Here is a 23,493-nt window from a genome sequence, read left to right as displayed (position 1 = left end):
TGGCGCACAAACGGCACCTGTCGCAAAAGCGTAGTAAGTTTGGCGCTGAGGCATTGCTTCACGGGGCAGAACGGGTTTGGATGGTGTAGGAACCCCAAAGGTCGGACTGCCCCGTTTTATGCCGCAATATTTAGTAGGGTAGAGTACACCTTCGATACTTATCATAATGAACCACACATGCTAGTGCTTCATTTTAATGACTCAGTTCTAGGAGTAGCCAATTTCTACGCAGAAAAAGACTTCACTCCGCGGCTGCCGATGGGAGATGACGTTTGGATAATCTATACCGAATCGGCTATACAGCTTTGCATAAAAAAGCTAGGCCTCGAAAAAATCGGGCCTAGCTTCTACCTATCATAGGGTAAGTTCTTTTATTTCCCCACCACCTTAAACAGCGTACCGGCGCTGAGTTTGTCGGTGGTTTTCATGCCGTTGAGGATGGCCAGTTCTTCGTAGCGCCGGGAGGAAACGCCGTTGGCGGCCAGGGCCTGGGCCAGCGTCTGGCCGGCTTTGGCGGTGCGGATGCGGATTTTCTCCGACTGGCGGTTGAGCTTGTTGGCATCGGTGAGGCGGCGGAAGCCCTGGGCGGTGCGCTGGAACGTGGGGCCGTAGCTGTTGAGCGTACCGGGGCCGCAGAGGCCGATGAGGGCGTAAAGTGTTTTACCGTCCTGGATGATGTAGGAGAGCGTGCTGGCCTGCACGCCCTGGCGGCCCTGCTGGTCCTGGCCCACCTGGTCGCCCTGCACCACCACGGCGGGCAGGCCGTTGACGGTGGTGCGGGTGGCCTGGGGCGAGTTCAGGCTGAGCTCCTTGGCCAGCGCCTGCGCCGCTTCCTGGGCCGAGTTGCCGGGGGCCAGCGTCAGAATCTGGACGGCTTTGCCGTTGGGCTCGGCCATCTGAAACTGCTGGGGCGAATTCTGATGCTTCCAGCCCTGGGGCACCGGAAACTGGAATTTCAGCTCGGGGTGGTAGAACACGCCGCTTTCCACGAAGCCCTGGCGCGGGTCGTCGCCGTAGGGCAGGCCCTCGATCAGGCGCAGATAGCCGTTGCGGTTCACGGTGAGGGCGCGGCCGCCCTGCTGCTGCTTGGCCTGGGCGGCCAGCTTTTTCACGGTGCTGTAGCGGTCGGCCGAGTTAGGGTGGCTACTTAGGAAGGTAGGTGTGCCACCCGCGCCGCTGGCCTGCTCCTCGCGCTGGAGGGTGAGGAAGAAATCGGCCATGTGGGAGGCGTCGTACCCGATTTTGCTGGAGTAGGCCACGCCCAGCTCGTCGGCCTGGCGCTCATCGTCGCGGCCGTACTTGAGGAACACCAGCCCCACGCCCTGGGAAAGCGGCTGGGCCAGCGAGGCCACCCGCTTCGAGAGGATGGAGCCCAGCAGCAGCGCCCCGCTGGCCAGCGTGGAGCGGGTTTGCTGCTTTTCGCCGTGGCGGGCCGTGATGTGGCCCAACTCGTGGCCCAGCACGCCCGCGAACTGGGCCTCATCGTTGAAATTGGCCATGATGCCGCGCGTAAAGTACACGTTACCATCGGGGGCGGCAAAGGCGTTAATCACCGGCGAATCGACGATGGTGAACTGGTAACCGAAGTCGGCCCGGCTGGACACGGCGGCCATCTGCTGGCCTTTCTGGTCGATGAATTTCTGGAGGGCCGGGTTGTTGAGCAACCCGAATTGGGCAATTACCTGCGGGTCGGGCTCCTTGGCCGGCGGCGGCGTACGGAAGGCGGTGGAACCGGCCAGCGGTAACAACAGCAGCAGAGCCGCATGACGCAACGAGGAGGTGAAATAGGCAGTTTTCATGAATTGCAGCAACAAGGAGTGGGAACAGGCTCTCAACGCACCTCGACCGTAGAAAGGTTACGCTAGTGGGCTGGCCAGTGAGCAGGTCGGGCAAAAAACGGGGGGGGGGCGGCMCCATGCGCCGCCCCCCGTTCCGGTCCTGGAAACCAAATATCTCGCCACTTCTACTTTCCCACCACTTTAAACAGCAGGCCCCGGCCGAGCTTGTCGCTGAGCTGCATGCCGTTGAGAATGGCCATTTCCTCGTGGCGCTTGGCAGGCACGCCGTTGGCGGTCAGGTTCTGGGCCAGGGTCTGGCCGGCTTTGGCAGTGCGGATGCGTACGTGTTCGGGCTGGCGGTTGAGCTTATTGGCCTCGGTGAGGCGCTGGAAGCCCTCCATGGTGCTGGTGAACACGGGCGCATAGCCGGCGAAATCGGCCGGGGCAGCAGCCCCGATGAGGGCGTACATCGTTTTGCCATCCTGAATCAGGTAGCTCAGCACCCGTACGCCCGCCACCTGCTGGCCCGTCTGCTGGTCCTGCTGCACCTGGTCGGCCACGAAGGCCACGGCCGGAAAGCCGTGCACCGTGAGCTTGCGCGACTCCACTACTTGCAGGCTGAACTGCTTGGCCAGGGCCTGGGCGGCCTCCTCGGGCGTGGCGCCGGGGGCCAGCATCAGCATCATCAGGGCCTTACCGGCGGGGTCGGCCATCTGGAACTGCTGGGGCGAGTTCTGGTGCTTCCAGCCCTGGGGCACCGGAAACTGGAATTTCAGCTCGGGGTGGTAAAAGGCGTTGTTCTCCACGAAGCCCTGGCGCGGGTCCTCGCCGTAGGTGATGCCATCAATCAGGCGCAGATACTGGTCGCGGTTGACGGCCAGCTTGGGCTTGCCGTTGCTTTGCTGCCACTGCGCGGCCAGCTGGTGCACGCGGGCGTAGCGGTCGGCGGGGTTGGGGTGGGTGCTGAGGAAGTCCGGGATGGGTTCGGCCCCGCTCTGCTGCTGCTGGCGTTGGAGGGTCTGGAAGAAGTCGGCCATTTCGTTGGCATCGTACCCGATTTTGCTCGAATACTCCACCCCCAGTTCGTCCGACTGGCTTTCGTCATCGCGCCCGAACTTGAGAAAGAGCAGCTGCATGCCCTGCATGGCCTGCTCGCCGAACTGGGCCAGCCGGGGCGAGGCAATCATGGCCCCCATCAGCCCCACCTGCCCGATAATGGCGTTGGTTTGCTGCTTGGCCGAGTGCCGGGCCGTGACGTGGCCGATTTCGTGGCCCAGTACGCCCGCAAACTGCGCCTCGTTGTTGAAGTGGGCCATGATGCCGCGCGTGAAATACACGTAGCCGCCAGGAATGGCAAAGGCATTAATCACCGGCGAATCAACAACCCGGAACTGGTAGGCAAGGTCGGGACGGTGGGAAATGGCCCCCATCTGCTTGCCCTTGTCGTTGATAAACGCCTGGATTTTCTGATCGGGGTAGAGACCGAACTGGGCCGTTACGGCCGGGTCCGACTGCTGCCCCATAGCCAGCTCCTGGCCTTTGGAAACCAGCATAACTTCGCGCTTGCCCGTCACGGGGTTGGTGGCGCAGCCGGATAAAAGTAGTGAGGCGGTAAGGGCGGAGAGGAGAAAACGTGAGGTCATGGGAGGAGGATCAGGTGAGAGAATATCCCTTCCAACGCAATTTCGCTCCCGGCGTTGGCTGAGGCCGCCCACAGCCCCCTTGCCCAGCCCCCTTGCCCAACCGCTACGCCGACCGCTCCGCTGACGCCTCGGTTTCCGGCTCTTCGCCCTGCTCCTGCTCATCCTCTTCTTCGGCCGTGGGGCGGCCCTGCTGGCGGTCGAGCCAGTTCATGACGGGCGTAGCCAGCACCCCGTGCAGAATAATGGAAAGGAGCACCGTGAAGCCGGTAGTGGCCCACAGCCCGCGGCCGTCGGCGAAGTGGCGGGCATCGAGGGCAAAGGCCAGGTAGAAAAACGAGCCGATGCCCCGGATGCCGAAAAACGAAATCACCAGCCGCTCCTGCCAGGCCAGCTGGCTGCCCGCCAGCGTGAGCATGCCGCCCAGCGGCCGCAGCACCAGCACCAGCAGCAGCCCCAGTGCCACGCCGGTCCAGCTCAGGTGGTCAAACAGGCCCCAGGCAATGGCCCCGCCGAACAGGATCAGAATCACCACAATCAGCAGCCGCTCCAGCTGGTCGGTGAAATCGTGCATCTCATTCTGGTACTCGTGGCTGCGCTCGTGGCGGCGCAGGGTGGTGGCGGCCACAAACACGGCCAGAAACCCGTAGCCGTGCACCAGCTCGGTGAGGCCGTAGGCCGTCAGCGTCACGGCCAGGGCCACGAACCCGTAGGCGCTGGGCTTGATGCGGATGCGGTGGGGCAAGTCGAAAATCAGGTAGGAAAGGCCCCGCCCGGCCAGCCAGCCGCCCAGCACGCCCAGGGCCGTGCGGTAGCCCACATCCATCCAGGCCCAGTGCCAGAGCCGCTGGCCCAGGCTTTCCTGGGCAATGGGCAGCAAGGCCAGCGCCAGGTACACAAACGGGAAGGCCAGCCCGTCGTTGAGGCCGGCCTCGCCAGTCAGGGCGAAGCGCACGTTGTCTTCGCGGCCTTCGCCGGGCTCGCCCACCTGCACGTCGCCGGCCAGCACGGGGTCGGTGGGCGCCAGGGTGGCGGCCAGCAGCACGGCGGCGGCCAGCGGCAGCCCGAACACGCCCCAGGCCAGGCCCACGAAGCTGCCGATGGTTACCAGCATCAGGCCCAGCACCAGCACCAGCGGAATGCGCCAGGCTTTAAGCGAAAACCGCCGGTCAATCTTGAGGCCGGTGCCGGTCAGGGCCACCGTCACGCAGATTTCGGTCAGGTGAATGGCGAAGGAGGAGAACTCCACCGGATCGGGGTCGGGCAGGCCCAGCGGCAGGCTGAACAGGCCCAGGCCCAGGCCCACGAAGAAAATGGGGTAAGAAAGCGCGTATTTCTTGAGCAGCGACGGCAGCCAGGCCACGCCCAGAATCGACACGCCGAGCACGACGAGGATGATGTTGTAAAGGGACATGAAAATGAAGAGCCGGGGGTATTACGGTTTGAGTAACTGCTGTTACGCAGGTCGCTTCCGGTAGCTGCTGTTACGCAGGTCGTTTTTCGGTGCTCGTTGCTCGTTTTTCGGGACTAATTGGTTACTGAAGGCGAATCAGCCCCGAAAAACGAGCAACGAATGCTTCAACGGCTACTGCGTAACAGCAGTGAGTAGCGAAGCAAAAAGAACGTCATTCTGAGCGGAGCCGAAGCATCTCGCGGGCAGTAGTAACCTCTGATGCCAGGGTTAGTTCGAAAACCTGAGCCCGCGAGATGCTTCGGCTCCGCTCAGAATGACGTTCGGTGGTTCAACTTCCTGCCCCGCCCATTGTCATTCCGACATGCCGCGCATCAAGCGGCGAGAAGAATGACAGGCTTCTTCTACGGGCGGCGGCGGTTCACATCCAGGCGCTGGTAGCCGATGAGCAGGTCGGTGCGGGTGCCGGGCGGGCGGTAGTATACCAGCAAATCATACTGGTTTTCGGTTTCCTGGTGGCTGCCTTCCCAGGGCAGACTGTTGGCTCCAGTGGGCGTTTGGGTGGCGTAGTAGTAGTTGTAGTAGCCCTGCTTGAGCAGCGCGTGGCCCCGGTATACCTGGTTGGCGGCGTCGTAGGTCAGCTTGAACTCGTCACGCAGCTGCCAGTCCGACAGCGCCCCGAGCACGTAGACGGGGCCGGCGGCGGGAGCTTCGGCCCGGAGCTGAAACGTGACGTCGAAATAGTCGGGGTTGGTGCCCGGGTCGCCCACGAACTCGCGGCTTTCCAGCACGCGCTGGCCGTTAATGTCGTCGTACTGGGTGTAGCGCTGGTCGGCGCGGGTGGCTTCGGGTTGGAGCACGGCCGCGCGGGGCGTGGCTTCGGGGTCGATTTTGGCCACCCCGATGCCCAACGAGCGGAAGGTACGCAGGTCGAAGTAGCGGAACTCGCTCAGACCGGGAAAGGCATTTTCGAAGTTGAAATACTGGTAGTCGAGCTGTTGCTCGGCGTCGCGCACGAAGGTGGGCCGCAGGTTGTAGTGGGCGTTGTCCCAGCGGAAGTTCTGGCGCAGCACCACCTTCACCTCCTGGGCCGGGTTCACGAGGGCCATGTTGTAGCGAATCCCGAAGTCAATCTGCTGCAAGGTGTAGCGCTCCTGGCCGGCCACCGGAATGCCCTGCTTCATGCTCACCTGCACGCCGCCCTCCTCGAACACGAGCACCCGCCGGCTGATGAGCGGGGTGCCGCCCGCCCCCTGCACCACCCACAGGTAGTTGCCCGAGAGCTTCACCCGGGGCATGCGCACCGTGTAGTGGAAGTAGGGCACTTTGGTGCTCACCGAGGCCCGGTACGTAGTAATGTTCTGCTCGTTGATTTCGCTCAGAAACTGCATGTCCGTGAGCACCGAGGGCTGCCAGTTCAGGTCGCAGTGGATGAGCTTGGCCGTGAGGCGCTGGCCCGTACCGCCCAGCACATCAAACTCCAGCGTGACGGGCTGGCCCTGGCTGAGCGGCACCACCGGCGGGTTGAACACCTCCGCCGCCTGGCCCGTGGGCACGTAGCACTGCACGGTGCGCACGTTGGCGTCGTAGATATAGTCTTCGTAGCGGAGCTTCTTATCGGCGTAATATTCGGCCCCCACTTGGCCGGGCGTGGCGGGCCGGCGGGCCGCGTTGGGGTCGGTGATGGGCGTACCCAGCGGTACGCAGGCGGTGGTTAGGGAGAGTAGGGTCAGAACAGGAAGTAGGCGCATAGTTGCGAATGTAACGCGATGCAGCCATTCGTCAGTTGCTGTTTGTAAAATTCAATAATCTATATATATTGCTGCTGTACTGGAGCTTCATCTCAAACCAGAGCCGGTAACGCCTGCCACGGTAGCCGTTTGAACCAAAGCATCGGCCTGGCATCCTCTCCTGATAGCCTCGGTATCTGTAGCGGTTTCGTGAACGGCGTACCTGGTCGGCTGTAGAGACGCATCTTTGCGTCTCCTCGTTGAACGAAGCTAGCCGAACGGCGCGGGCGACGAGACGCAAAGATGCGTCTCTACAGCCGCTCAGGCATCCCATTCACGAAACTGCTGCATAAGCAAGACTGAATCACTGTTGCCGGTTGCCGCAACAGCAATAGTAGCATCAACTTAAAATCAAGCAACTCTTTTATGAAACAGATGATCTTAATTTTATCGCTGCTCTGTTTGTCATTAGACAACTTCGGGCAAGTTAGTTCCGAAAAATTGTTTAACTCTTTTAGACAAGGTGAACGAACAAATTGCGCTTCAATTGCGCTAATAAAAGCATCCTTAGAAGTATATGGATTAAATAATCTCTTCACAATAAATAGTGACAATACAGATACAATAAAAATAACACTGAAGGATAAATCACAAGTAATATTGCCTAAATCTGAGCTAGCTTTAGCTGATACATCTGCTGGATTTAAAATTATCCAAAACAATCAATATAGTCGAGATATAGTTAAATATGCATTATTAACTTATGCTGTCATGGCAAAACATAAACAAGATAAAGAGAAATATACTACATATAAAGAAGCGCTTGATGATTTAGAATATGGAGCGTTTGCAGGTGATGTCTGCAAATATTTAGGCTTCAAGAAAGGAAAACAGTTTGTGCAACACAAAAGATTTACTGGCGGCAAACTTTGTGGACTAATAGCATGGTCACCAGCACACGCCGTGTACGCATGTGATGGATACATGGATTATCATGGAACCAAAAAACCTTTGTGGGCGAAATATTCAGGACGAGTTCAAATTATCAAGTAAAAATCATTCTAAAAAAGCATCGTTATAAGGAAGCAAGCGTCAATGTCTTCGGTCTAAAACAAGTAAAACAGCATTAACAACAGCACAAAATCCTCCCGCTTCTCCTAAAGCCAAACCGTTACCGCCCTCCTACCAAAAACGCCCCGCAACGAATTCGTTACGGGGCGTTTCCTTTAGTAGCAGCACCTGTTACCCTCGGCGCGAACCACAGCGGGCGGAGGGTGCGGGCCTACTCCGGCTAGGCGGGCAGGGTGAGGCGGTGGGCTTCGAGTTGGGTGAGGTAGCCGCTGACCATTTCCAGTTCGGCGGCGTTGCGGGCTTCGGCCAGGTCCTGGAGGGAGCTTTGGTCGCCGGAGGCCCCTTGCAGGGCCAGGTTTTTCTTGCGGGCCACCAGCGTCGCCTGTTCCGCTTCGAGCTTTTCGCGCTCGGTGGAAGGGCCGGCCGGCAACTCGGTCAGGGCTTCGTTCACGTTTTGCAGGCTGCGGTCGGCGCGGGCAAACTGCTGCTGGGCAATGCCGGCGCGAATCTCGCCTTCCTCCTCGTTGAAGCCGAGGACCACCTCGTCTTTTTCGAGGCGGTTCTGAAGGCGACGGGTGGGCACGAGGGCCTTGTCGCAGGCGGCCCGGGTCGTCAGGGCCGAGAAATCAAAGGTGGGCACGTTCATAGGAAATAGGGGAAATAAGGAAAGGAAGAAACTCCGCCGGCACCCGCCGACAACCACCTGAACGACAGCCCCACCGAGAATATTGTATCCTATGCGCCTGATATTATTCCGGTTATGGCAGCAGCGGCCCAGCGCGCGCACCGGAGCGGTGCCCTCCCCTACCCCGGCCCGGCCCCTGGCTTCCTGGGGCGGGGCAACGCGAAACCGCCGGAGCGTACGGGGCTGGCCCCCGGAGGCAGTCGGTTCCGGGGGCCAGCTGTTCCGGTAGCCTGCCTCCCCCCGTGGCCCAGAACCGGTAGGGGGTGGGGCTTTCACTCCGCCTGCTCCCCGAAACCGCCCTTCCGTGTGGGCGCGTATCCGGCCGGCCATCAGCTGCCGGCCATCAGCTGCCGGCCATCAGCTGCCGGCCATCAGCTGCCGGCCATCAGCTGCCGGCCATCAGCTGCCGGCCATCAGCTGCCGGCTTCGGCGGGGGGCGCGGCCAGGGCGGCCAGCTCGGCCCGCAGGCCGGCGGCGCGGGCCAGCAACAGGCGGCGGGTGGCCTCGGCGGTGGGGCCGACCCATAGGCGGGCCTGGGCAGCAAACAGCGCATCCTGGGCCAAAGCGGGCGGACAGGCCGGGTCCGCGAGCAGGGCCAGGCGGGCGGTGCCGGCCAGGCGGCGGGCTTCGAGCGGGGCCAGCGTTGCCAGTACCCGCCCCAGCTCCTGGGTGGCCAGGTGGCGGCGGCGGACCAGCGGACGCGGCAGGGGTTCGGGGGGGGCCAGCACCAGCGGCGGAGACGGCGGCAGGGCCTCGGCGGGAGCTACGGCCAGGGCCTGCCGCGTAGCCAGGGGCAGGGCCGCCAGCAGGCTGTTCAGCGCATCGCGGGCTTCCACGGTCAGGAAGCGGGTGCCGGCCTCCACCTCGGCCACCCGCACCCGATACATGCCCAGCAGGCGGGCCAGGTCAGTTTGGGAGAGGTCCAGGTAGCGGCGCAGGGCTGGCAACAAGCCAGCGCGGGGTCGGGTGATGTTACGCATGCAGAGGGGGGTATGGGACAAAGTAGGTATGGGACAAATATATTTGTCCCATACCTACTTTGTCCCATACCCCCCTAGCTGGCTGGCGCGGTACCGCCGAGCTGACGGTTGAAGGGCCTGCAAGTAAGCACAAGGCCATGTTCAGCATGAGCGGGTACAAAGCACGTTTACGATGAAAATCAGGATCGAAATCGTGTTCGTGGGCGAGCAAGGCCCTGGCCTGTTGTAGCGGGCGGGCGGCCACGGCACCCGGCACCTGGGGCCTGGCTTTGCCATGGGCCAGCAACCGTTGAGAGAGGCCCGCCCCCACCGGCCTGGGCGGGGTGGGGCAGGCCGGTGGGCGGCGTTGGGGTCGGTGATGGGCGTGCCCAGCGGCAGGCAAAAACTCAGGAAAGGAAGTAAGCGCATCGTTGCGCATGCAGTGCGAAAGGATGGTTTCGGGCCGTAGCGCGAACCGGAGGACAGCGCTACAGTCGTTCTGCAACTTCAACAGAAAAGGGTGGCCCGTTGCCGGACCACCCTTTTTCCAAACTACAACGCAAACGTTCTACCGGTGCAGATCGAAGCGGTCGGCGTCCATCACTTTGGTCCAGGCGGCTACGAAGTCGCGCACGAACTTGGGCTCGGCCTGGTGGGTACCGTAGACTTCGGCAATGCCGCGCAGCTCCGAGTTCGAGCCGAAGATGAGGTCGACGCGGGTACCGGTCCATTTGACTGCGCCCGTTTTCCGGTCGCGGCCCTCGAAGAGCTGGTCTTCCTTGCTGGTGGCTTTCCAGGTGGTGCCCATGTCGAGCAGGTTCACGAAGTAGTCGTTGCTGAGCTGGCCGGGGCGGTCGGTGAACACGCCGTTCTGCGAGGAGTCGAAGTTGGTATCGAGCACGCGCAGGCCGCCGATGAGCACGGTCATTTCGGGGGCGGTCAGCGTCAGCAGCTGAGCCCGGTCGATGAGCATGGCCTCCGGCGAGGCCTCGTGGCCGGGCTTGAGGTAGTTGCGGAAACCATCGGCGTGGGGCTCCAGGGCGGCAAACGACTGCACGTCGGTTTGCTCGGGAGTAGCGTCGGTGCGGCCGGCCCGGAAGGGCACCTGCACACCCTCGTGGCCCGCCTGGCGGGCGGCCTCCTCGATGCCGGCGTTGCCGCCCAGCACGATCAGGTCGGCCAGCGATACGCGCTTACCGCCGGTCTGGCCCTCGTTGAACTCCTGCCGGATGCTTTCCAGCGTGTCGAGCACCGTGCTCAGCTCGGCGGCGTTGTTCACCTCCCAGTACTTCTGGGGAGCCAGGCGCAGGCGGGCACCGTTGGCCCCGCCGCGCTTGTCGGAGCCACGGAACGTGGAAGCCGAAGCCCAGGCCGTGCGCACGAGCTGCGACACCGATACGGCCGAAGCCAGCAGCAGGCCTTTAAGCTTGGCTACGTCGGTTTCGTCAATCGGCGCGTAATCGGCGGTGGGCACCGGGTCCTGCCAGAGTAGCTGCTCGGCGGGCACCTCGGGGCCGAGGTAACGCTCGATGGGACCCATGTCGCGGTGGGTGAGCTTGAACCAGGCGCGTGAGAAGGCGTCGGCAAACTCAGCGGGGTTCTCGTGGAAACGGCGCGAAATCTTCTCGTAAATCGGGTCTTCGCGCAGGGCGATGTCCGAGGTGAGCATGAACGGGGCGTGCCGCTTGGCCGGGTCGTGGGCATCCGGAATCAGGCCGGCACCGGCGTTGCCCTTGGGCTTCCATTGCTTGGCCCCGGCGGGGCTGGTGGTCAGCTCCCACTCGTATTCGAACAGGTACTTGAAGTAGTCGTTGCTCCACTGGGCGGGCGTGGACGTCCAGGCGCCTTCGAGGCCGCTGGTGATGGTGTCTTCGGAATGGCCCTTACCAAAGGAGTTCAGCCAGCCCTTGCCCTGCTCGGCAATACCGGCGGCAGCCGGCTCGTGCTCGATGTACTTGGCGGGGTCGGCCGCGCCGTGGGTTTTGCCGAACGTGTGGCCGCCGGCAATCAGGGCCACGGTTTCCTCGTCGTTCATGGCCATGCGGCCGAAAGTTTCGCGGATGTCGCGGGCCGAGCCGAGCGGGTCGGGGTTGCCGTTGGGGCCTTCGGGGTTCACGTAGATGAGGCCCATCTGCACGGCCGCCAGCGGGTTTTCGAGTTGGCGGTCGCCGCTGTAGCGCTTATCGCCACCCAGCCACTCGCGCTCCGAGCCCCAGTAAATTTCGTCCAGCGGCTCCCACACATCGGCCCGGCCCCCGGCAAAGCCGAAGGTGGGCAGGCCCATTGATTCGAGGGCGCAGTTGCCGGCCAGAATCATGAGGTCGGCCCAGGAAATCTGCTCGCCGTATTTCTGCTTGATGGGCCAGAGCAGCAGGCGGGCCTTGTCGAGGTTGGCGTTGTCGGGCCAGCTGTTGAGGGGGGCGAAGCGCTGCATACCCGAGCCGGCGCCGCCGCGGCCGTCGGCGATGCGGTAGGTGCCGGCCGAGTGCCAGGCCATGCGGATAAAGAACGGGCCGTAATGACCGTAGTCGGCCGGCCACCAGTCCTGGGAGGTGGTCATCAAGGCGAACAAATCCTGCTTGACGGCCGGCAAATCGAGCTTCTTGAACTCCTCGGCATAGTTGAAGTTCTCGCCCATGGGGTTGGAGAGATTCGACTGCTGGCGCAGGATGTTAAGCCGGAGCTGGTTGGGCCACCAGTCGCGGTTGCGGGTGCCGCCGCCGGCCGCCTGCGTGGTCGAGCCGCCCGCGAAGGGGCATTTGGCCACGGAGGTATCGTTCATGAAGTACTCGGTGGTGTTGTTTTCGGGGGCGCGCCCCTCTTGCTCGTGAGCCATAGTGATGAGGTTGATAAGTGGAAAAGTCGGTGGTAGGGCCGGCGTTGCGGCCGGTGTCAGTTAGCCAGCGCAGCGTCTTGAGAAGCCGCTACGGGCGTTGCTGGCTGCCGTTTGCAAAGGTAGGCAACACTTCATAGATAGGAATCATTCTTATCTGGAAAGATTCGGGCCTCCTCTCGCTCTCCCTGCACGACCGCACCCTATTGGGTCCGGGAAGCCGTAGCGTCACTGGAAGCGCGCGGTTTCGACTGAAACGGTGTATACTTGAGGACTCGGCTGTGGTGTGATGGCGTTGCCAATACTGTAAACTACGCGGCCTACTATCCTCTTCACTTGATAAGTTGAGATGCACCAAGTCAGGGCTTCGTTTATCATACCAATTTAGATACGATAAACGAAGGTTACTTGCGTACTGAGGTGGGGTTAGCGAAACTCACACCTTCGCTAATCCTAATGTTATGTGTAACCTTATGACGATACTACAAACATTAACATTCATCTTAACAGCGAGCATTTTATTTGCTTGCGGTGGACAGGAACGACCTGACAAAATTGTTGAGCAAAAACCAGTTTATATCAATCTTGACACTTTGCCTGACCTCAAGAAAATTGTGGACGGTATTGAAAAAGGAAACAGAGTTGAAAGTTCTCATATCGGAGAAGGTGGCTCACCTTCCAAACAATGGTACAAATACGAACAACTTAAAAAAGTTGCAACTATTGACCAATTAGTTGCATTAACTGATCATAAAAACTCAGCAGTACGTTGTTACGCTTTTCAAGCATTGGCAACAAAGCGTTCGGACAAAATATTTCCTGTTCTATTAAAACATCTAAACGACACATCAAGAGTTTCTACACAAAGCGGTTGCATAGGAATGACACAATATGTGGCTGACTATTTTGTGAACGTTGTAACACCAAACTATATTGAGGTTGATATTTATAAATTAAATCAAACAGAAAACAAAACTCTCGACAGCATTTTGCTTAACGACAAATCAATAATTATTTCGGCAAAATCATCGGTATTGAAGACCCTAAAGCCAACAGCAGACAACTACACAAGAATTAGACAATTGGTAAAGGACGACAGAAACAAATCTGCACTAAGAACATTGGCTAAGTATCAAAAGCAAACAGACAAAGAACTAATCGCTTCATTTTTCAAAGACGACAATACACAATCTTCAGCATTATATGCAGTTAGAGAGTTTCCAGACGACTACTTTTATTCGCATGTGAAAAAGGTGTTTGAGCAAGAATGGAAACAAGAATTATACGATTATCCGAAATGGAGGATTTGCTATCAAACACTTGCAAAGTATCCAAAACCAGAAACTGTTGAGCTATTTGACAGGACGACTAAATCAAAAGACGAATTCAGATATAAAATACTTTGCAAATATTTACTTGTTGCACTTACAAAATACCCAAACAAACTTTACGAACCAATTAAATTAAAAATAAAATTAAGCGACTATCAAATGGGCGAAGTAAAAGACGAACTTGAAAATGACTACTAAAAGAAAGTCTACGCATAACAGCACCTACCCAAAAGGCGGGGTTTCGTATTCCAAAGACAGTTTTGTGGTTAATGAAAGTTTAGTTTTTCAAATCAAATTTTGTGGTAAAAGACCCGCCCTTCGGGTAGCTGCAAACCGTTAGCAAACCAACACCACAAAAAAACCTCTCCCGAAGCACTATGCTTCAAGAGAGGCTTTCGATTTTAGGGGACGGGGCGGCTACACTTCGGCCAGCATTTCCCACTGGTCGTTGAGCTGGGCCAACTCCTTTTTCACCTGCTCAAATTTGAGGGTGGCGTCCTTGAGCTGGGCGGCGTTGTCGTAGATTTTGGGGTCGGCCAGCTGCGTTTCGTACTCGGCCAGCTCCTTTTCGCGCTCGTCGATTTTCTTTTCTACTTCGGCCAGCTCACGCAGGGCTTTCTTCTGGTCGGGCGAGGGGGTTTTGGCGGGCGTGAGGTCGGGCTTGGGCTCCTCTTTGGGCAGGGGCTTGGGGGCCGAGGGGCTGGGCAGGCCGGCTTTCTTGGCGGCCTTCTCGCGGTCTTCCTGCCACTGCTCGTACTCGTTGTAGGTGCCGGGGTATTCCTTGAGCTGGAAATCCTCGATGTACCAGATTTTGGTGGCCACGTTCTCGACGAAGAACCGGTCGTGGCTGATGACGATGAACGTGCCCTCGTACTGCTCCAGGGCCTGAATCAGGATGTTCACCGACACCATGTCGAGGTGGTTGGTGGGTTCGTCGAGGAGCAGGAAGTTGGCTTCCGAAATCAGGGTTTTGGCCAGCGCCACCCGGCTTTTTTCGCCCCCGCTGAGCACCTTAATGCGCTTGAACACGTCCTCGCCCGTGAACAGGAAGGAGCCCAGCACCGAGCGCAGCTCCATGTCGCTGCGCTTGGAGCCGGCCTCGCTCATTTCCTGGAGAATTTCGTTGTCCACGTTCAGGCTTTCGAGCTGGTGCTGAGCGTAGAACGACATGATGACGTTGTGGCCCAGCTGGTGCTTGCCATTGGTGGGGGCCTCGGTGCCGGCCACCAGGCGCATGAGCGTGGACTTGCCCTTGCCGTTGGCCCCGATGAGGGCAATTTTGTCGCCCCGCTCGATGTGCACGTTCGTGTCGCGGAAAATCAGCTTCTGGTCGTACTTCTTGGTCACGTGCTCCATGCGCAGGATGTGCCGGCCGGGCTCTACCTTGAAGGTGAACTTCATGTTGATTTTGGCCGCGTCCTGGGCTACGTCCTCAATGCGCTCCAGCTTGTCGAGGGCCTTCACGCGGCTCTGGGCCTGCTTGGCTTTGCTGGCCTTGGCCTTGAAGCGCTCAATGAAGCGCTCGGCCTGCTTGATCTGGGCCTGCTGGTTTTCAAAAGCCCCTTTCTGAATGATGTTGCGCTCCTCCTTTTCCTCCAGGTAGTAGCTGTAGTTGCCGGCGTAGGGCACCAGTTTGCCGCCCAGCACTTCCACGGTGGTGTTGGTGGTGCGGTCGAGGAAGGCCCGGTCGTGGCTGACGATGATAACGGCGCCCTCGTAGCCGGCCAGGTAGTTTTCAATCCACTTGATGGAGGGCAGGTCCAGGTGGTTGGTGGGTTCGTCGAGCAGCAGCAGGCTGGGCTGCTGGAGCAGGATTTTGGCCAGCATCACCCGCATCCGCCAGCCCCCCGAGAAGGACTTGAGCGGCTTTTGCAGCTCCTCGGTGCTGAAGCCCAGGCCTTCCAGGATTTCCTCGGCCTGGGCCTGCATGGTGTAGCCGCCCAGCGCCTCAAAGCGTTCCTGGGCGTCGGCCAGCTTCTCGATCAGGTCGTCGGTGTAGTTGTTTTCAAACTCCAGCAGGATTTCATCAATGCGCTTCTGAATGTTGAGCGCCTCGGCAAACGCCTGCATGGCCACGATGAGGATGCTCTCGTGGGTGTCGTAGCTGAGCAGATCCTGGTTGAGGAAGCCCAGACTCACGTCCTTGCTCATCGAGATGCTGCCCCCGTCGGGCTTGTACTCGCCCACCAACACGCGCAGCAGCGTCGATTTGCCGGTGCCGTTGAGGCCGATCAGACCGATTTTGTCCTTGGGTTTGATGTGGAGGCTGGCCTTGTCGTAGAGGGCACGGGAGCCGAAGTGGAAATCGAGGTCAGAAATGGAAATCATCTACTTTGCAGAGCTATGAGGCCGCAAAGGTACTATGTATCTGGGTGAAGCTCCCGGAGAAATTACGAAACTCCGTAATCCGGCCACCGGGCGGGCGCGGGCGTACTGCAACCCGGGCGCTGGCACGGGAAGCCGGCAACCGGCTCTTTTTCCGAAAAAAACCGCCGCCAGCCAACCAGACGGTTCAACGGGCCGTACCCCTTGGGCACGGCCCGCCTCCGGGGCAGGCCGCGCCCTCTGCCCCTGCCGATTCCACGATGCCTGCCGACACCTGCGGCAGCGTTTTTTCTTTCGCGTTCCTCCATGTCCGATTTCCCGGCTGCTGTTCCCGCCCGATTCGAGCCCGAAGGTTTGTTAGAGACGGTGCTGGACGTTTCGCTGACCCCGCTGCTGCTGCTGCGGCCCTGGTCCGGCCGAGCCGGCCCGGCCGAGCCCGCCGCCGAGGCAACTGATTTCGCCCTGGACTACCTGAATCCGGCCGGCCAGCGGCTGCTGGCATTACCCGCCCACCCCGGCGGCACGCTGCGCACCCACTTCCCCGGGCCGGTAGCGGCGGCCCTGCTGGCTTTCTGCCGCCGCCAGTGCGGCCCCAACCCCACGGCCGGGCTCGTCCTCTCCTACCCCGGCCCCAACCACCCGCTGCGCGTAGCGGCCCGTCGCCATGGCGAGCACCTGGTGATTAGTCTGCTGCAAGAGGCGGGCATGCTTGAAGAGGACGCGGCGGAAGTAATCGACACCCAGGCCCAGACCAGCAACCAGGCGCTGCTCAGAACCCAGCAGCAGCTCCGCCAGCTCAGCGAGGCGCTGGCAAGCCAGGCGCGGGAGCACACCCGGCAGTTGCGGCAGGCCCGCGCCGAAGCCGACCGGCAGCAGCAGCGGCTGGAGCGGTTCTTCAGGCAGGCCCCGGCCGCCATCTGTGTCCTCGACGGCCCTGATCTGGTCTTTGAGCTGATCAATCCGGCCTATCAGCAGCTGTTTCCCGGGCGGCGGTTGTTGCACCGCCCCCTGCTGGAGGCCCTGCCCGAGCTGGCGGGCCAACCCGTCTGGCAAGCGCTGCAACAGGTGTATATGAGCGGCGAAACCCACGAGGAAATTGGCACCCGCATCCCCATTGCCCGCACGGAAGGCGGCCCCTTGCAGGAGTACTACTTCCACCATATTCAGCAGGCCCGCTACAACGACCAGGGCCAAATCGATGGCATTATCGTGTTTGCCATCGATATGACGGAACATGTGCGGGTGCGCGAACGGGTCCAGGGGCTGCAAGCCCAAGTACAGGCCGGCACCCGGCGGCTGGCCCAGGAGCGCGAAACGTTCTATCAGGCCTTTGCCCGCACCCCGGCCGCCATCTGCATTCTGCGCGGCCCCGAGCACCGGCTGGAGTACTTCAACGCAGCTTACGAGCAGCTTTTTCCGGACCGCCAGCTGCGGGGGCGCCCGGTAGCCGAAGCCCAGCCCGAGGCGGTGGCCCAGGGTTTTGTGGCCCTGCTCGACCAGGTGTACCAGACCGGTGAAACCTACTAAGGCACCGAAATGCCCCTGCTGATCTATGATTCCGCCCACGGCACTACAACGGAGACGTATTTCGACTTTACCTACCAGGCCTACCAGCAGCAGGGCCAGACGGCAGGCATTTCGGTTTTTGCCCACGACGTAACGGAGCAGGTGCTGGCCCGCCGGCAGGTGCAGACGCTCAACGAGCGGCTGCAAGCCACGAACGAGGAGCTCCGCCTGCTCAACCAGCAGCTCACCCACTCCAACCTGGACCTGGACAACTTCATCTACACCGCCTCGCACGACCTCAGAGCCCCCATTACCAATATCGAAGGCTTGCTGCACACGCTCACGGCCGAAATGCCCGCCGGGCAGCGCTCCGAGGAAATCAGCTATATTCTGGAGCTGATGCAGGACTCGGTGGAACGCTTCAAGAGTACCATTGAGCAGCTCACCGACGTGACCCGCCTGCGCCAGGAACAGCTGCCCACGGCCACGCTGGTCAACATCCGGGAAGTGCTGCTGGCGGTGCAGCTGGATCTGGCGCCCCTCATCCACGATACCGGCGCGCGCATTACCCGCCAGCTGACCGACTACGCCAGCGTCGTTTTCTCGCCGAAAAACCTGCGTAGCGTGCTCTACAACCTGCTCAGCAACGCCCTCAAATACCACTGTCCCCACCGGCCGCTTCAGATTACCATCAGCACCCGGCGGCAGAACGAGTTTCTGGTGCTGGAAGTGGGCGACAATGGCCTGGGCCTGCCCGAAAACAGCCGGGACCGGTTGTTTGGCATGTTCCAGCGCTTCCATAGCCACGTAGAAGGCACCGGCATTGGCCTCTACATGGTCCGGAAGATGGTGGAAAATGCCGGGGGCCGCCTCGAAGTCAGCAGCCAGGAGGGTATTGGCTCCCTGTTCAGCGTGTATTTCCGGCAGTAAGGCCGGGGCCGCGCACCAGCACCACGGCCCGGCAGCGCGGGGCTACCGGGCCGTGGAACGGCAGGTCGGGAATGCGCCTTACGCCTCGCCGCGTGCCGGGTAGTTCTTGTTTTTGACGAACGTGAGTCCGCCCAGCAGCTCCTCAAAATCAGGACGGGTGAAGGGCATAGTTTGAATGGACGCAGCGTAGAGCATCCCGTCGGGGAGCACCAGAAACAGGCCGGGCTCACTGAATTCGGCCGGCTCCGAGTCGCTGATGCCTTCGGAAATAAACAGGCCCCACTCGCGGGCTTTCTCAATGGTCAGGCCGTAGCCCAGCGTCACGTCGTCGAGGCCCCAGTCCTGCCTGGTTTTGTCGGCCAGCTGCTGGGAGTTGGTTGAAATGGCCACCACCTGAATGCCGAGGGCCTGGAAGGCGGCGAGCTGGGTTTGCAGCTGCTTCAGGTTCTTTTTGCAGATCGGGCAGTGGTGGCCCCGGTAAAAGACCAGCATGGTCATGTAGTCGGGTGCGGCCCCGGCCAGGTGGAAGCGGCCGCCGCCTACCAGGCGCACATCGAGCGGGGGTACTTGCGTTCTGGGCTTAATCATGAGGAAAGGGGTTACGGAATGTATGTATCGACACACGTATACCGCTTAGCGGGCTGATAGTTGCCGGCGGACGCGCAACAGGGAGTCCGCTCAGGGCCTGAAATCAGCCTGGGCGAATTGCCTGTTGCGTTTTCTAGCCCACAAATGGCCCATTGAATTCGGGCGCGGCCCGTTTCTTCGAGGCCTGCTCATAGGCATAGGCCAGGCCCAGCAACGGACCTTCCTGCCAGGCCCCGCCCACGAACGAGAGGCCCACCGGCAGGCCGTGGGCCTGGCCCATGGGCACCGTAATGTGCGGGTAGCCGGCCATAGCCGCCGGCGACGAGAAGCCCGGCCCGCCGCCCGAGTCCCCGTTGATGAGGTCGATGCAGCGGGCGGGGCTGTTGGTGATGGCCACCACGGCATCGAGGCGGTTCTTGACCAGCACCCCGTTGAGGGCGGCGCGGGCACCATCGCGCGACTTCTTCAGGGCCTTCTGATAGGCTGGCGTAGTCAGGTCGCCGAGTTTTTCGGAGGCTTCCAGGATTTCCTGCTGGAAGAAAGGCATGGCCCTGGCCTTGTTTTGGGTGTTGAAGGCAATGACGTCGGCCAGGGTTTTAACCCCGGCCCCGGCGCTGGCCAGGTACTTGTTCACCCCCTCCTTGAACTCGTAGAGCAGCACGTCGTACTCGGCCTGGCCCAGCGGGTCGGTGAGCTTTTCCACTTCCACCGGCACAATGGTCGCGCCCTGGGCTTTGAGCACCTCCAGGGCGGCCAGCAGCAGCGCCACGCCTTCGGAGTTGCCGGTGAGGTGGGCTTTTTCTACGCCCAGCCGCTTGCCCTTCAGGGCTTCCGGCTTCAGAAATTCGGTGTAGTCGGCCGGAATTTTCCCGGCGCTGGCCTGGGTAGCGGCATCCTGCGGGTCGGGGCCGGCCAGGGCCGTGAGCAGCAGGGCAGCATCGTGCACGGTACGCGTCATGGGGCCGGCCGTATCCTGGGTGGCCGAAATGGGGATGATGCCCGTGCGGCTCCACAGGCCCACCGTGGGCTTCACGCCCACCAGCCCGCTGCACGAGGCCGGCGACACGATGGAGCCGTCGGTTTCGGTGCCGATGGCGGCGGCGCAGAAGTTGGCCGAGGCCGCCGCCCCCGAGCCCGCGCTGGAGCCGCTGGGCGTGCGGTCGAGGATGTAGGGGTTTTTGGTTTGCCCGCCCACGCTGCTCCAGCCGCTGGTGGAGCGCGTGGAGCGGAAGTTGGCCCACTCGCTCAGGTTGGTTTTGCCCAGCACCACGGCCCCGGCCGCGCGCAGCTTGCCCACGATAAACGCATCCTGAGCGGCCCGGTGCCCGGCCAGGGCCAGCGAGCCGGCCGTGGTGGGCTGCTGGTCGGCGGTATCGATGTTGTCTTTGAGCAGAATGGGGATGCCGTGCAGCGGCCCGCGGGTTTTGCCCGACTTGCGCTCCTGGTCCAGCTTGTGGGCCAGGTCGAGGGCCTCGGGGTTGGTGAGTAGCACGGCATTCAGGCGCGGGCCGGCCTGGTCGAGGGCCTTGATGCGGTTGAGGTACTGTTCCGTGATGCCACGGGCCGTGAGCGTGCCGCGCTGCATCTTTTCCTGCAATTCGGCCAGCGTGTTTTCCAGCAGTTCAAAATCGGCTTCGGCCACCGGCGCCGCTGCCGGGGCCGCCGCCGCGTTGGCGGCCGGCGGCTGCTCGGGAGCCGACGAGCAGGACGCCAGCGAAAAAACAGACAGGGACAACCCGGTAAGCGAGCTGTTGCGCAGGAAAATTCGACGGTTCATAGCAGCAGTAGTTGGCGCCTCAAGATAGGTCGGAAACCCGGACTGCGGACCTGCCCGCCTGGCTTTCTCGCGGCGCGTGGCTTTCTGGGCGGAATTGACGTATGTTGCTACACCAAAATCCGGACCGCCTCGTTCTCTTGCCGCTAACCCGGAAAAACGCAAACCTTTCTGGCAACGTACCCGATTTACGAACAGCTATTTATCCTTGCTTAAGGCGTTTTGTTCGCAACTCCTGCCGCTACGTATTCCGCCTGCTACTCTCTGGTTATGCCCCCGTTACCCGCTCTGCCAACGCCGGAAGTGTTCATCAGCTATGATGCCGCGAATAATTGGCTGTACGCCGACTGGCAGGGTGAGCACGACCAGGCTTCGGCCCGCCAGTGCTGCGGGCATATTCAGGCGGCCATGCAGCGGTATCCTACTGGCAAATTACTGAACGACAACTCCAACTTATCCCGCTCCGAGGTGCAGCTTACCGAATGGGGCGTGAACTGGCTCCGGGAAATGTACGCCCAGGGGCTGCGCTACATGGCCTGGGTATACGCCCCCGATTATCCGGGCCGCCAGCCCTCCGAGATGCTCGTGCGCTACCTGGATAAACCGACCGTCGTCGCCTTCGACGACGTGGCCACGGCCTGCCTGTGGCTCAGTCGCCAGCAGGGCCGCTGAGCTACCGGCTGGCCGGGGCCGCGCGGCCATCGGGGCCGCCCGACCCTGAAAAAACCGCCGGTTTTATTTGCCTTCGCTGAGCTTTTTGGCCAGGGGCGCGGGCACGCCGGCACTGTTGAGCAGGCCGCTTACCAGGCCCTGCCGCCAGAGCGTGAACACCGAGTAGCGCCGTTTCCGGGCCGAGTGCATCCGGCCGGTTTTCAACTCCTGCCCCGGCTGGCGGGGGTTGTTGTCGCGGATGAAGATACCATTGAGGAGGGTCGTTTCGACCCGGTGCAGCAGGCCGGGCTGGTTTTCCCGGTTGAGGCGCTGCAACTTCAGATTTGTGTAGCCGGCCCACATGGTACCACGGGCGGCCTGCTGGTCGAGTTGCATCCGGAACCGGATCTGCCCGATGGTGCCGCTCCGAAACCGGATACCCCGGGTGGGGATGGTCATGGAGTTGAGAATGGCCAGTGGGGCTGAATAAAACGTGCCGCTGACCGTGTGGCGGCCGGCCGGATCGAGCACGTTGGCCCGCACCATAACCCGGACCCGGCACTTGCCCTGGAGGCGGCCGGTGGCCCTGCCCGTGAGCGGGTGGGCCGCGCTCATCCGCGCCGGATCGTTGCTCACGTTGCGGAGCGTGCCCCCGAAGTCATTAATCTGCAAAATACCCGGCTGCGCTTCCCGGGGAGCCCGGTAGTGGGTTGTGATGGTAGCCTGGTGGATAATGAGCTGGTCGAGGCCGAACAGAAAAGGCACCTGGCGCAGGGCCTCGGGCGTGATGTGCGATATTTCGGGGTTTTCGGGAAAGCGCCCGTCGCTGCGGGTACTGATGCGGGCATGAGCAACCGTGAGCGCGCCGGCCCGCAGCTCGTGGCGGTTGGCGGCCGCCCCGAAGTCGAGGCCCGTCAGGCGGAGTGCCGGTACCCGCGCCGTCAGGTGGGCGGCCTGGTGGCCCTTGCGGCGCGCCAGCCCCACCACCGACAGCGTGGGCACTATCGTGAGCTGCCGTAGCGCCAGTTTTCCCGCCCGGGTATCGGCCTTCAGCCCCAGCCAGGAAAGGTGATAGTAGGGGGCGTTGAGGGTGGCCGTAGCCCGCCCGGTACGCAGTTGCCAGGCCTGGGCGTAGAAGATGCTGGCCCCGGGCGGCTGGTAGGGCAGCACCTGCAAGCCGGTGCCGGTCAGAAATACCCGGGCCACGGCCGGGGCCAGATCGGTACCGGCCACGCGCAGGCGGCCGCCGGTGGCTACCAGCGCACCCAGGCGGCACTCGCGCAGGTAGGGCGCGAGCAGCTCGTGGAAGGCGGGCGGGGCGGTGGCGGGCAGCGTCAGGGCCAGGCGCGGGGCACGCACAGCAAGCGTATCGGCCCGGAAACGGCGGCGGCTGAGGGCGGCGGCATCGAGGCCCCGCAGCACCAGCCGGGGCAGCCCCAGGCTCACGCGGATATTTGCGCTGCGCCGGCCGCTGATGGCCTGGTTCGGGTGGACAGCGACGGAATCGACGACCAACTGCCGGGCGGTGGTGGCGAAGCGGAGCCCGCGCAGGCTCAGGGCGTGGCCCGGCACCTGGGCCAGCACGCCCCGCAATTGCCCCGCCACCGAGGCCGCATACCCCACCCGGGCCGAGTCGGCGGCCCCGGCCGCACTCAGGCGCAGGTCGCGGGCGGTCAGGTCGGCCCGGGCCAGGCGGGCCGTGGGGCGGGCGGGCGGGCCAAACTGGCCCGTGAGGTGGCGCACCATCAGGTACTTCACGCGCAGCCCCTTACCCGGTAACCGTTCGTGCAGGGGACGCGGGTCGGTGGTTTGGGGGAGGCGGGCCAGGTCCACGGCTACCGAATCGAGCCGGATGCTGCCGATGGGTACTTCCTGGCCCCGCAGCAGCGCCCACACCCCCACCTCTTCCACCAGCACCCGGCCCAGGGTGAACTCCAGGCGGGGCAACCGGGCCGAACCGGGACCGGCGGATACCGTACGCAGGTGCACCTGGCCCACTTCGGCGCGGCGGCGCAGCAGGCTGGTGCGCAGGCTGCCAACGCGCAACTGGTAGCGGCCCTGGCTGGCGGTGCGCGCTTTTTCCTCCAACTGGCGTTGCAGCCAGGGGTCGAGCAGGAAGGTAACGGCCGCCCACACCCCAACAACGAGCACCGCCAGCAGCCCCACCGCCCACCGCCCCCAGTGGCGGCGCAGCGCGGAGGCGGCGCGGGAAGCAGAAATATGGGAAGCAACAGGCACGGCAGGGCTTACGGGCGAGGGCCGGCGCACGGCCGAAGCAGCC

General features: G+C 61.9%; 16 protein-coding genes. 5 read left to right on the top strand and 11 right to left on the bottom strand.

What is annotated here, in order from left to right:
- Positions 1 to 371: 371 nt before the first annotated feature.
- The 4 genes from D0T11_RS09280 to D0T11_RS09265 all read right to left on the bottom strand — a co-directional run bounded on the left by D0T11_RS09280 (position 372) and on the right by D0T11_RS09265 (position 6,580).
- Positions 372 to 1,799 carry a M48 family metalloprotease gene (locus D0T11_RS09280; protein ID WP_119655513.1) on the bottom strand — a complete coding sequence of 476 codons (1,428 nt, stop codon included), beginning with the start codon at positions 1,797 to 1,799 and terminating at the stop codon, positions 372 to 374.
- A 164-nt stretch (positions 1,800 to 1,963) separates the two neighbouring features.
- Entirely contained in the window at positions 1,964 to 3,421 is a 1,458-nt protein-coding gene (locus D0T11_RS09275; RefSeq protein WP_119655506.1) for a M48 family metalloprotease, read from the bottom strand.
- Positions 3,422 to 3,524: 103 nt separating this feature from the next.
- The gene (locus tag D0T11_RS09270) at positions 3,525 to 4,832 is read right to left on the bottom strand and encodes a cation:proton antiporter (RefSeq protein ID WP_119655505.1); all 1,308 of its coding nucleotides are present in this window, start codon (positions 4,830 to 4,832) and stop codon (positions 3,525 to 3,527) included.
- A 401-nt stretch (positions 4,833 to 5,233) separates the two neighbouring features.
- Positions 5,234 to 6,580, bottom strand: a complete 1,347-nt coding sequence (locus tag D0T11_RS09265) for a type IX secretion system plug protein (RefSeq protein WP_119655504.1) — start codon at positions 6,578 to 6,580, stop codon at positions 5,234 to 5,236.
- A gap of 405 nt (positions 6,581 to 6,985) precedes the next feature.
- On the opposite strand from D0T11_RS09265, the gene D0T11_RS09260 reads away from it, so the two are divergent.
- Positions 6,986 to 7,612, top strand: a complete 627-nt coding sequence (locus D0T11_RS09260; protein WP_119655503.1) for a hypothetical protein — start codon at positions 6,986 to 6,988, stop codon at positions 7,610 to 7,612.
- 238 nt (positions 7,613 to 7,850) lie between these two features.
- Here D0T11_RS09260 and D0T11_RS09255 read toward each other — a convergent pair whose 3' ends face one another.
- From D0T11_RS09255 to katG, 3 genes are all read right to left on the bottom strand, one after another.
- A complete protein-coding gene (locus D0T11_RS09255) occupies positions 7,851 to 8,276 on the bottom strand; it encodes a hypothetical protein (protein ID WP_119655502.1) in 426 nt (141 codons plus the stop codon).
- A 452-nt stretch (positions 8,277 to 8,728) separates the two neighbouring features.
- On the bottom strand, positions 8,729 to 9,295 hold the full coding sequence (locus D0T11_RS09250) for a hypothetical protein (protein ID WP_119655501.1): 567 nt from the start codon (positions 9,293 to 9,295) through the stop codon (positions 8,729 to 8,731).
- A gap of 547 nt (positions 9,296 to 9,842) precedes the next feature.
- Positions 9,843 to 12,056, bottom strand: coding sequence for a catalase/peroxidase HPI (gene katG / locus D0T11_RS09245; protein ID WP_119655512.1), 2,214 nt, complete (start codon positions 12,054 to 12,056; stop codon positions 9,843 to 9,845).
- Positions 12,057 to 12,580: 524 nt separating this feature from the next.
- Between katG and D0T11_RS22085 the strand changes: the two genes are divergently transcribed.
- A complete protein-coding gene (locus tag D0T11_RS22085; protein ID WP_147374587.1) occupies positions 12,581 to 13,636 on the top strand; it encodes a HEAT repeat domain-containing protein in 1,056 nt (351 codons plus the stop codon).
- Positions 13,637 to 13,855: 219 nt separating this feature from the next.
- Here D0T11_RS22085 and abc-f read toward each other — a convergent pair whose 3' ends face one another.
- A complete protein-coding gene (gene abc-f, locus D0T11_RS09240; protein WP_119655500.1) occupies positions 13,856 to 15,766 on the bottom strand; it encodes a ribosomal protection-like ABC-F family protein in 1,911 nt (636 codons plus the stop codon).
- A gap of 303 nt (positions 15,767 to 16,069) precedes the next feature.
- Between abc-f and D0T11_RS09235 the strand changes: the two genes are divergently transcribed.
- Positions 16,070 to 17,290, top strand: coding sequence for a PAS domain-containing protein (locus D0T11_RS09235; protein ID WP_119655499.1), 1,221 nt, complete (start codon positions 16,070 to 16,072; stop codon positions 17,288 to 17,290).
- 9 nt (positions 17,291 to 17,299) lie between these two features.
- Positions 17,300 to 18,199, top strand: coding sequence for a sensor histidine kinase (locus D0T11_RS09230; protein WP_119655498.1), 900 nt, complete (start codon positions 17,300 to 17,302; stop codon positions 18,197 to 18,199).
- Positions 18,200 to 18,277: 78 nt separating this feature from the next.
- Here the strand turns inward: D0T11_RS09230 and D0T11_RS09225 are convergent, their stop codons facing one another.
- Positions 18,278 to 18,787: a peroxiredoxin-like family protein gene (locus tag D0T11_RS09225; RefSeq protein ID WP_119655497.1), complete on the bottom strand. Its 510-nt coding sequence runs from the start codon at positions 18,785 to 18,787 to the stop codon at positions 18,278 to 18,280.
- A gap of 133 nt (positions 18,788 to 18,920) precedes the next feature.
- Positions 18,921 to 20,564, bottom strand: coding sequence for an amidase (locus tag D0T11_RS09220; protein WP_119655496.1), 1,644 nt, complete (start codon positions 20,562 to 20,564; stop codon positions 18,921 to 18,923).
- Between the two features lie 267 nt (positions 20,565 to 20,831).
- Between D0T11_RS09220 and D0T11_RS09215 the strand changes: the two genes are divergently transcribed.
- Positions 20,832 to 21,233 (top strand): hypothetical protein, encoded by a 402-nt coding sequence (locus D0T11_RS09215; protein ID WP_119655495.1) that lies wholly within the window; start codon positions 20,832 to 20,834, stop codon positions 21,231 to 21,233.
- Positions 21,234 to 21,296: 63 nt separating this feature from the next.
- Here the strand turns inward: D0T11_RS09215 and D0T11_RS09210 are convergent, their stop codons facing one another.
- On the bottom strand, positions 21,297 to 23,450 hold the full coding sequence (locus D0T11_RS09210) for an AsmA family protein (protein ID WP_147374586.1): 2,154 nt from the start codon (positions 23,448 to 23,450) through the stop codon (positions 21,297 to 21,299).
- Positions 23,451 to 23,493 lie beyond the last annotated feature (43 nt).

The sequence above is a fragment of the Hymenobacter rubripertinctus genome (genome assembly GCF_003583925.1).
In the GTDB taxonomy this organism is placed as follows: domain Bacteria; phylum Bacteroidota; class Bacteroidia; order Cytophagales; family Hymenobacteraceae; genus Hymenobacter; species Hymenobacter rubripertinctus.
This window is presented reverse-complemented; position numbering and strand designations above follow the sequence as displayed.

What these genes read in the sequence shown, in the direction of transcription:
- D0T11_RS09280 (WP_119655513.1), bottom strand. Translation starts at nt 1,799, where the DNA reads ATGAAAACTGCCTATTTCACCTCCTCGTTGCGTCATGCGGCTCTGCTG.
- D0T11_RS09275 (WP_119655506.1), bottom strand. Translation starts at nt 3,421, where the DNA reads ATGACCTCACGTTTTCTCCTCTCCGCCCTTACCGCCTCACTACTTTTA.
- D0T11_RS09270 (WP_119655505.1), bottom strand. Translation starts at nt 4,832, where the DNA reads ATGTCCCTTTACAACATCATCCTCGTCGTGCTCGGCGTGTCGATTCTG.
- D0T11_RS09265 (WP_119655504.1), bottom strand. Translation starts at nt 6,580, where the DNA reads ATGCGCCTACTTCCTGTTCTGACCCTACTCTCCCTAACCACCGCCTGC.
- D0T11_RS09260 (WP_119655503.1), top strand. Translation starts at nt 6,986, where the DNA reads ATGAAACAGATGATCTTAATTTTATCGCTGCTCTGTTTGTCATTAGAC.
- D0T11_RS09255 (WP_119655502.1), bottom strand. Translation starts at nt 8,276, where the DNA reads ATGAACGTGCCCACCTTTGATTTCTCGGCCCTGACGACCCGGGCCGCC.
- D0T11_RS09250 (WP_119655501.1), bottom strand. Translation starts at nt 9,295, where the DNA reads ATGCGTAACATCACCCGACCCCGCGCTGGCTTGTTGCCAGCCCTGCGC.
- katG (WP_119655512.1), bottom strand. Translation starts at nt 12,056, where the DNA reads ATGAACGATACCTCCGTGGCCAAATGCCCCTTCGCGGGCGGCTCGACC.
- D0T11_RS22085 (WP_147374587.1), top strand. Translation starts at nt 12,581, where the DNA reads ATGACGATACTACAAACATTAACATTCATCTTAACAGCGAGCATTTTA.
- abc-f (WP_119655500.1), bottom strand. Translation starts at nt 15,766, where the DNA reads ATGATTTCCATTTCTGACCTCGATTTCCACTTCGGCTCCCGTGCCCTC.
- D0T11_RS09235 (WP_119655499.1), top strand. Translation starts at nt 16,070, where the DNA reads ATGTCCGATTTCCCGGCTGCTGTTCCCGCCCGATTCGAGCCCGAAGGT.
- D0T11_RS09230 (WP_119655498.1), top strand. Translation starts at nt 17,300, where the DNA reads ATGCCCCTGCTGATCTATGATTCCGCCCACGGCACTACAACGGAGACG.
- D0T11_RS09225 (WP_119655497.1), bottom strand. Translation starts at nt 18,787, where the DNA reads ATGATTAAGCCCAGAACGCAAGTACCCCCGCTCGATGTGCGCCTGGTA.
- D0T11_RS09220 (WP_119655496.1), bottom strand. Translation starts at nt 20,564, where the DNA reads ATGAACCGTCGAATTTTCCTGCGCAACAGCTCGCTTACCGGGTTGTCC.
- D0T11_RS09215 (WP_119655495.1), top strand. Translation starts at nt 20,832, where the DNA reads ATGCCCCCGTTACCCGCTCTGCCAACGCCGGAAGTGTTCATCAGCTAT.